The organism is uncultured Candidatus Puniceispirillum sp., assembly GCF_963979125.1.
Classification (GTDB): domain Bacteria; phylum Pseudomonadota; class Alphaproteobacteria; order Puniceispirillales; family Puniceispirillaceae; genus Puniceispirillum.
In genome coordinates this window covers 1-8,722 of the sequence record NZ_CAXBVX010000081.1, presented here as the reverse complement: position 1 = coordinate 8,722, position 8,722 = coordinate 1, and the positions used below count along the sequence as shown (strand labels likewise).

Here is an 8,722-nt window from a genome sequence, read left to right as displayed (position 1 = left end):
CCCACAAAACACTATGCACAGAATGATTGTACATAACATAAACACATGTCGCACCCGTGCTCGAAAACTTCAAGGACGTGTGGAACCCGCTAAGGTCTGATAGTCGGCGATGGCCGGATGTGCATGTCTATTGCGCTAAACCGGCAAATTTGTCAAGTTGTTCTATGTTTTTCATTATATCAAAAATCCTCAAGATTTTTATCCAGCCTGTGATACAGCCTTTTTTGCTGTTGCTGGCAGGGCTGTTATGCCGCCTGTTCAAAAACCAACGCTGGGCGCGGATTTTCACCATAGGGGCCGTGATCCTACCGCTTTTATATGGCTTGGTACCCCTATCGCATATCCCGCTACAATTTCTAGAAAACCGCTTTGACGTGCCAATTCTTGAAGGCCAGCCACTTGACGGCATCATCATTCTGGGCGGCCATACGGGCTATGGTGAGATTTCCAAAACCAGAGGGCAGGCACAGCTAAACGGTGCCGCCGAGCGGTTTACAACCGCGCTTCATCTGCATCATAAATTTCCTGACCTGCCAATTCTGTTTAGCGGCTTTTACGGCGCGTTAGTCCACAAAGGCTGGTCCGAAAACCAGACAATTAATCGGCTTTTGGCTGATCTTGGCATGGCCGAATCACCAAATATCCTGTTCGAAGGCACCAGCCGCAACACTTATGAAAATGCCATCCACAGCGAGACGCTATTATCGCCACAGCCTGGTTCTTTCTGGATTCTCGTGACATCGGCATCACATATGCCACGTGCCGTAGGCAGTTTCAGAAAAGCCGGATGGACTGGGGTCATTCCCTATCCGGTTGATTATCAGACTTTGCCAAGCGGATTTCCCAATATTTGGAATCTGCCGCACGGACTTCGCATGATGGAAATCGTCTTTCATGAATATGTCGGGCTTTTTGCCTATTGGCTCAGTGGCAAGACCCAGACCCTGTTTCCGAAATAGCCCGTTCAACTGATCGGGTTTAAAGCCTATTCCGTATCGATCCCAACCAGTGCCTTGGCAAATTCGGCGGCGGCAAAAGGTTGCAGATCATCCGCCTGTTCGCCAACACCAACCGCATGCACAGGCAAGCCAAATTCCTCAGCCAGTGCTACAACAACACCGCCCTTGGCCGACCCGTCAAGTTTGGTGACAATCAGGCCTGTCACATCGGCAACCTCGCGAAAGGCCTTGACCTGACTGATCGCATTCTGCCCGACAGTACCATCCAGAATAATCACCGAATCATGCGGGGCGCTTTCATCAAGCTTACGCATCACGCGCACAATCTTGGCCAGCTCATCCATTAGTTCGCTACGGTTTTGCAAACGCCCAGCCGTATCGATAATCAAAACATCAATATTGGCGGCTTTGGCTTTTTCCAAGGCTTCATAGGCCAGTGCCGCCGCATCGCCGCCTTGCGCGCCTGCAATCACTTCGGTACCGGTACGCGCACCCCAGATTTGCAATTGTTCAATCGCCGCCGCACGGAATGTATCACCCGCCGCTAGCATCACGCTTTTGCCTTCATCCCGCCATTGCTGTGCCAGCTTTCCCGCGGTCGTTGTTTTACCTGAACCATTGACCCCGACCAGCAACACCACATGCGGTGATCGCGCATCGTCAATTTCCAGCTTTTGCGCGACTGGTTCCAGAATTTCGGTAATGCCATCTGCCAATGCCTGGCCAAGCGTATCCGAATCAATTGGCCCCTCGAATTTATGCCTGCGCATTCTGGCCGCAAGACGTTGCGCCGATGCGGTGCCAAGATCGGCACTTATCAGCGCATCTTCGACCTCTTCCAGAGAGCTTGCGTCAATGCGCGCCCCGCCAAACAAACCGCTTAATGACGATAATGACGCACTAACCTTGCTTGTTGATTTCCCAAGCCCGTCTTTAAGTTTTTTGAACCAGCTCATTTTACACTCTTTCGGCAATCAAATCATTACCATCACGACCTGTTATTTTCACATTAACCAATGATCCGGCAGGCACATATTCACCCTCAAGGCGGATTTTTGAAAAATTACGTCCATGTCCCTTATTGCCTGATTCGGCCAAAAGCTGATCAAAACTGCCAATCGAATTATCCAGCAGATGCGACAACCGCTTTGTGCCAAGTGCCCGCAAGGATGCCGCTCGTCTTTTAATATCGGGGGCAGCCACTGGCGGCATTGATGCGGCAGACGTTCCCGGACGCGGTGAATAGGGAAACACATGTAGATGCGTGATGCCGGCACGTTCGATCATATCACAGCTTGCCTGATGCGCGGCATCATCCTCAGTCGGAAAACCAGCGATCATATCGGCGCCAAAAACAATATCGGGGCGACGGCGGCGTGCTTCGTCACAAAACCGAATAATATCCCGTCCCAGATGCCGCCGTTTCATCCGCTTTAGAATCAGATCATTGCCATGTTGCGCTGAAATATGAACATGCGGCATAAGCCGGTCATCATCACCCAGCACCGCCATAAGTTCAGCATCGCCCTCGGCTGGATCGATTGAAGATAGCCGCAAACGCTGCAGATCGGGTATTTCACGTAACAAGCTACGGATCAGACGTCCCAGACGCGGGCGGCCAGCCAGATCACTGCCCCATGACGTTATATCAACACCAGTCAGAACAATTTCGCACGCGCCCCCATCGACCAGCGATTGCGCTGCCTCGATAATCTGGTGCAGACCTGCCGAGCGGTTGTTGCCACGGCCATAAGGAATGATACAGAAAGTACAGCGATGATCACAGCCTTGCTGAATTTGCAGAAAGGCGCGGGTATGTTCCTGAAAGCCATCCAGCATATGCGACGCCATTTCACGCACCTGCATAATATCACTAACCACTTCGGCTGTCGTGCCTTCGCGCACCGCTTTACTTGCATCATCTCCACCTGACCCAAGCGCGCGAGCAGGGGCGGACCCAAGATCAAGCCAGCTTTGATCCTGTAACTTGTCATGATTGCCAAGCACCACGTCCACTTCATCCATATTGGCCCAGTTTGCGGCGGCAATCTGGACAGCGCATCCGGTCACGATAATCTGGCTATCTGGATTTTCACGGCGCGCTTTACGAATCGCTTGACGCGCCTGTTTTTCGGCTTCGGATGTCACCGCACAGGTATTGAAAATAATCGCATCCTGCAAACCTGCCGATGCGGCTTTATCGCGTATCACCTCGGATTCCCAGATATTCAGACGGCACCCAAAAGTTTCAACCTGCGGTGCATTACGCTTTGGCATGATGATCCCCAAACAACGCCGAGACCGAGTCATCCAGAACGCCTTGCCCGACATAGGACACTGGACCTGTCATGATAACCTCGCCACCTTCTATGCCATTATCACGCCATTCGATAAAGACCGAACCGCCATCCATCACGATTTCTGATGATCGTCCACCCAATCCGCGCCTATGCACCGCCACGCCAACAGCACAGGCACCTGACCCACAGGCCAGCGTGATACCCACACCGCGTTCCCAGACACGCATGCGGAATTTTCCGTCATCCAGCTTTTGAACAATCGAAATATTGGCGCGATCAGGAAACAGTTCGGCATGTTCCAGCTTTGGCCCAATATCTTCCAGATCAATAGCTGCCACATCATCGACAAACATCACCGCATGCGGATTTCCCATTGAATGACATACCGCCAATGCAGGTGCATCCGCCCCAAGATCGACATGCAACGTATCCTGTTCACCAGCCAGCGGCACTTGATGCCAGTCAAGACCCGCCGCCCCCATATTGACCGCAATCAGATCCGCGCCCTTCATCTGGCAGCGCCACGCATGTAAAATACCGCTAGCCGTTTCGATCGCCAGCCTATCCTGTCCTGATGCCCGCATCACATAATCAGCAACACAGCGCGTGCCATTGCCGCATGCCCCTGCGACCGAGCCATCATTGTTCAAAATCTGCATGAAAATATCGGCTGTGTCACTAGGGCGTATAATCAACAGCTGATCACACCCGATGCCAAAACGGCGATCAGCAACTAGGCTCGCTGCGCGCACGGAAATATCCGCACCAATCCCATTATCGGGATCGCGGGCATCCAGAATGACAAAGTCATTACCAAGGCCATGCATTTTCAAAAATCTACTCATAATGTTGCATATACGCCACTTTTAATGCCGCGCAAAGTCTTTCCCCACCAAAGAACCCATGATTGATTCATTGATAAGGCTGATAAATCACAGGGTTATAATCGTTGGCACGTGATCCGAAGGCTTCTCGGCATTTCGGTAATCGGTCAGAATCTCTGCGTTGCTGACGGATCCTGCAAGGTCGGTGCTGACCCATATATGATCCAGCCGTCGGCCACGGTTATTGACCTGCCAGTCGCGTGAACGATATGACCACCAGGAATAAATCTGTTCGTCATCGCCAAAATATGCGCGTATTGGGTCGTGCCAGCTTCCCTTGGCCATCAGGGCTTTCAGCCCGTCCGTTTCAACTGGCGTATGGCTGACCACTTTCAATAATTGTTTAGTTGACCACACATCTTCGGCCAATGGCGCGATGTTCAGATCGCCAACCAGCACTGCTTTTTCAGGTTGGTTTTTGACAAAATGCGCGGTCATTTCGGCAAGGAATGCCAGCTTATGCGCAAATTTGGGATTTTCGTCGGGATCGGCAATATCACCACCTGCTGGCACATAGAAATTATGAATCATCACGCCGTTTTCGGTGCGCGCCGATATATGTCGGCAATCTTCTTTGCCTGCCCAGTTCATATGCGAAATATCACTCAGCGGCGTGCGCGACAATATCGCCACGCCATTATAGCTTTTTTCGCCGCGGATCGCCTGATGCGCCCAGCCTGCCTCGGCAAAGAAATCAGCTGGAAAGCTTTTATCCTCGGTTTTGGTTTCCTGAAGACACAGCACATCGACATCGCTTGCATCCAGAAACTGCTTTACCAGATCACGCCGCAGACGCACCGAATTGATATTCCAAGTTGCTATTTTCATGTCACTATTTTCATTTCAATTACCTATCACGGCGATGCTGATTACTACCCTGTTTTTACGCCGAAGCCCAGTCACGTTTCTGGGCGGAAATCCGGAATGGCGCATTCGCCGCACCATAGCCATTATACGCCTTTACACGCTGAACAATTTCAAAAAACATACCGGCCCCAAGCGTCTGCCCATAGAAATGAAAATAGGCGCCTGCCTCATCGCAGTCATATAATATGTGCGCGCCCTTGAGCTTGCTCAACATATCATCATCAAGGCCAAAACGCGCACCAAGATCATCATAATAATTCGCCGAAATTGTCAATGCTTCAAACCCGTTTCGCTTCAGGGCGGCGGCAGTGGCAAAAATATCATCGCTGGCAAAAGCGATATGCTGAACGCTCGAACCAAAGGTTTCGCTAATGAAACGGCCTGCCAGAGTATCTTGTGACTCAGCGCCGTTTAGCGTAATACGCAGGCTCCCATCATCATTTTGAATGGCGCGGCTTCGCACCAGTCCGGCAGGGTCAACAACATCAACCATCGGCACTTTGCGCGTATCAAAAATCGACGTATAGAACAACGCCCATGTCAGCATTTCTTCATATTTCATGGTCTGGGCAATATGGTCGATCGCGACCAGACCGGCACCATTATCTGGCGGCTGATTATCCTGTACAAAATCAATCTCCCACAGACGCGACAGATCACTTTTATCATCAATGAAATGAATAATACCGCCGCCAACACCTTTGATGGCAGGAATGTCCAACTCACCCGGAATTGAGGGCTGGTTGAATAATTCGGCACCCAAAATGCCCGCACGCGTCGCGGTGGCGGTGGCATCATCGACACGGATTCCAATATCGCAAACCGACATGCCATGCATCAGATAGGCCGAATGGGCAAAACCATTTTCTTCGGTATTGATCAAAATATTGATCCCGCCTTGCCGCCATAATTGCACCTGTTTTGACACATGCTGTCCGACCTTGGCAAAACCCAGAACGCCCAAAAGCTGCCCCAGCGTTTCGGCCTCATTAGCATCCGTGGTAAATTCGATAAATTCTATGCCACTTGAGGTGATGCGCGGCGGCATCGACGGAACCTCTAATGAAATGTCGGGTTCGGCGCGGCGCACATCATCCATCAAACAGACAAGCGCACGATGCCCGTCTTGCGCGATTGTCCACGGGCTACCCCCGCGAAACTGGTCATTGAAAATTTCCAGCGATAACGGCCCGTCATAGCCTGTTGCCGCTACCGCCCGCATGAAATCCAGTACTGGCAAATCGCCTTCGCCTGGCATATTGCGGAAATGCCGCGACCAATACAGCAAATCCATCTCTATCTGCGGCGCGTCGGCAAGCTGGACAAAGAAAATCTTATCACGCGGAATCGCGCGGATTGACACTGGATCAAGCCCCCGCCCCAACGTATGAAAACTGTCCAGAATGATGCCGATATGCGCATGATCGGCGCGGCGCACCACTTCCCACGCATCACGGTGATCGTTGATATGCCGCCCCCATGCCAGCGCTTCATAGCCAACACGAATGCCTTTCGCCGCCGCACGCATGCCCAGTTCGGCAAAATCATCTGCCGCGCGATCAATCCCGCCAAGACTATGCGGCGACACATTCGAACAAACCAGCATCAGATCAACGCCTAGCTGATTCATCAGATCAAATTTATGCTCAGCGCGGTCAAAAGCGCGCGATCGAAGCGGTTCCGGCATGCCTTCAAAATCGCGAAATGGCTGAAACAGCATAATCTCAAGCCCATGATCCTTGACCATCTGGGCAACATCTTCTGGTCGGCCATCAAAGGCGATAAAATCCTGTTCAAAAATTTCGATACCGGTGAAACCAGCGCGGGCAATCGCTGCCAGTTTTTCGCGAAAATCACCTGCAATCGAAACTGTGGCGATACAGCTTTTCATCTTGGCTGTCTTGGTCTTGCCCATCCTACATCCGTCACCTTGAATTACGCCCAGCATATATGCCACGGGTCATCAACATAGGATCATAAATGCCGATACGCGCTTTGCCCATTTTCATTTTGATTGAATTTGATGATATCTGGCACAAATCTACTTAAGCAGATGCACATATGCTGACAAATAACTCTAATTCGAATAATCACTTTGGCGGAATAATTCATTCCGGAACTTCAGGCCAAATTTCATATTCTGCAACGTCACGCTGGTGGTCACACCCACCGAATCACGCACGGTCCATTTACGAAGCTGAAACGGTTTCAAACTGAATTCCAACGCCAGATCGCCTGCCGCTTCACCGCTTTCCTTGCTAAGATAGATCGTTGCAATCCCGTCTGCCACCTGGGCACTTGTCTGGAAATCATCAGCGCGCAGAATTACTTTTTCCTTGAGAATAAGCGACAGGGCGGTTTCTGAAATCGGATAGCTTGTCACGCGCTTTTGCGCAGGATGATCAACATGTAGCCAGACAGGTGTCGTGATCAGAATCAGCGCATCATCGCCCTCATATTCGATTTTCATCCGGTGCGGGCGACGCAGATATAATGTGCCTACGGCCGCACTGCCATCCGAAGAAATTTGCGTGAAATCTGCCTGCATTGTTGTCAGTTGGGCAAACCAGTCTTCGGCGGCACTGACGGTATCGGCGGCTTGGGCTGACAGGCTCATCTGCAACAACATGATGATCGACACAAACCCTGCCGCCAGATGCCCTGCCGCCAGATGCCTTGTCACCAGACGCTTTGTCACCAGTCTAAAATCCATTATCCGCCTCGTCCGTTATCAGCACATCGCGCTTGCCCACATGATTGGCGGCGCTGATGATGCCGTTAGATTCCATTTCTTCGATAATTGTAGCGGCGCGGTTATAGCCGATTTTCAGATGCCGTTGCACAAAGCTGGTCGATGCTTTTTGTTCACGCACCACAAGCTGGACAGCCTGTTCATAAAGACTGTTGCCGGTTGGCAGAACAGCATCCGCCGCGCCGCCGCCAGTATCATCTTCGCTTTCGGCAACCACGCGATCATCATATTCAGGTTCGCCTTGCAACCGCAGAAAATTGGCAACCGCTTCGACTTCGCCATCCTGAACAAACGGGCCATGCACGCGGGTCACGCGGCCGCCCCCTTCCATGAACAGCATGTCGCCGCGCCCCAGCAATTGTTCGGCGCCTTGTTCACCCAGAATTGTGCGACTATCAATCCGCGACGTAACCTGAAAACTGATTCGGGTTGGAAAATTGGCTTTGATCGTACCAGTAATCACATCAACCGATGGCCGCTGGGTCGCCATGATCACATGAATGCCTGCCGCCCGTGCCATCTGCGCCAGACGTTGCACCGCGGCTTCGATTTCCTTGCCTGCGACAAGCATCAGATCGGCAACCTCGTCAATCAACACAACAATATAAGGCAAAGGTGCTAGATCAAGAATCTCTTCTTCATGGATCGGTTTGCCTGTTTCGGGATCAAATCCGGTCTGCACGCGGCGCGTCAGCGTTTCCCCCTTGGCGCGCGCTTCTGCCAGCCGTTCATTATAGCCAGTGATATTACGTACGCCCATCTTCGCCATGTTACGATAGCGGTTTTCCATTTCGCGCACCGCCCATTTCAAGGCCACCACCGCCTTTGACGGATCGGTCACCACCGGACTCAGCAAATGCGGAATGCCATCATAAACCGATAATTCCAGCATTTTCGGATCGATCATAATCATCCGGCATTCTTCTGGCGTCAGCTTGTAGAGCAACGACAAGATCATCG

The 8,722-nt window shown here is 51.6% G+C and carries 8 protein-coding genes; 1 reads left to right on the top strand and 7 read right to left on the bottom strand.

Annotation, left to right across the window (positions count from 1 at the left end; translation table 11 throughout):
- Window positions 1-209: 209 nt before the first annotated feature.
- Window positions 210-959 carry a YdcF family protein gene (locus ABNT28_RS08375; protein ID WP_348721380.1) on the top strand — a complete coding sequence of 250 codons (750 nt, stop codon included), beginning with the start codon at window positions 210-212 and terminating at the stop codon, window positions 957-959.
- Between the two features lie 26 nt (window positions 960-985).
- On the opposite strand, the gene ftsY is transcribed toward ABNT28_RS08375, so the two are convergent.
- The 7 genes from ftsY to ABNT28_RS08340 form a co-directional block, all read right to left on the bottom strand.
- Window positions 986-1,915, bottom strand: a complete 930-nt coding sequence (gene ftsY, locus ABNT28_RS08370) for a signal recognition particle-docking protein FtsY (RefSeq protein ID WP_348721379.1) — start codon at window positions 1,913-1,915, stop codon at window positions 986-988.
- 1 nt (window position 1,916) lies between these two features.
- Window positions 1,917-3,236, bottom strand: a complete 1,320-nt coding sequence (gene mtaB, locus ABNT28_RS08365) for a tRNA (N(6)-L-threonylcarbamoyladenosine(37)-C(2))-methylthiotransferase MtaB (protein WP_332924360.1) — start codon at window positions 3,234-3,236, stop codon at window positions 1,917-1,919.
- Entirely contained in the window at window positions 3,223-4,104 is an 882-nt protein-coding gene (gene dapF / locus ABNT28_RS08360; RefSeq protein ID WP_332924361.1) for a diaminopimelate epimerase, read from the bottom strand. Before dapF ends, mtaB begins: the two co-directional genes overlap by 14 nt.
- An 87-nt stretch (window positions 4,105-4,191) precedes the next feature.
- Window positions 4,192-4,971, bottom strand: coding sequence for an exodeoxyribonuclease III (gene xth, locus ABNT28_RS08355; protein WP_332924362.1), 780 nt, complete (start codon window positions 4,969-4,971; stop codon window positions 4,192-4,194).
- A gap of 55 nt (window positions 4,972-5,026) precedes the next feature.
- The gene (locus ABNT28_RS08350) at window positions 5,027-6,901 is read right to left on the bottom strand and encodes a TIM barrel protein (protein ID WP_332924372.1); all 1,875 of its coding nucleotides are present in this window, start codon (window positions 6,899-6,901) and stop codon (window positions 5,027-5,029) included.
- Window positions 6,902-7,087: 186 nt separating this feature from the next.
- Entirely contained in the window at window positions 7,088-7,708 is a 621-nt protein-coding gene (locus ABNT28_RS08345) for an outer membrane lipoprotein carrier protein LolA (RefSeq protein WP_348721378.1), read from the bottom strand.
- A gap of 4 nt (window positions 7,709-7,712) precedes the next feature.
- Window positions 7,713-8,722: FtsK/SpoIIIE domain-containing protein (locus ABNT28_RS08340; RefSeq protein ID WP_348721377.1), on the bottom strand; the 1,010-nt coding region annotated here is incomplete at its 5' end.

Bases quoted from the DNA above. Each gene is read 5' to 3' on its own strand.
- ABNT28_RS08350 (WP_332924372.1), bottom strand. From the start codon at position 6,901: ATGAAAAGCTGTATCGCCACAGTTTCGATTGCAGGTGATTTTCGCGAA.
- ftsY (WP_348721379.1), bottom strand. From the start codon at position 1,915: ATGAGCTGGTTCAAAAAACTTAAAGACGGGCTTGGGAAATCAACAAGC.
- mtaB (WP_332924360.1), bottom strand. From the start codon at position 3,236: ATGCCAAAGCGTAATGCACCGCAGGTTGAAACTTTTGGGTGCCGTCTG.
- dapF (WP_332924361.1), bottom strand. From the start codon at position 4,104: ATGAGTAGATTTTTGAAAATGCATGGCCTTGGTAATGACTTTGTCATT.
- xth (WP_332924362.1), bottom strand. From the start codon at position 4,971: ATGAAAATAGCAACTTGGAATATCAATTCGGTGCGTCTGCGGCGTGAT.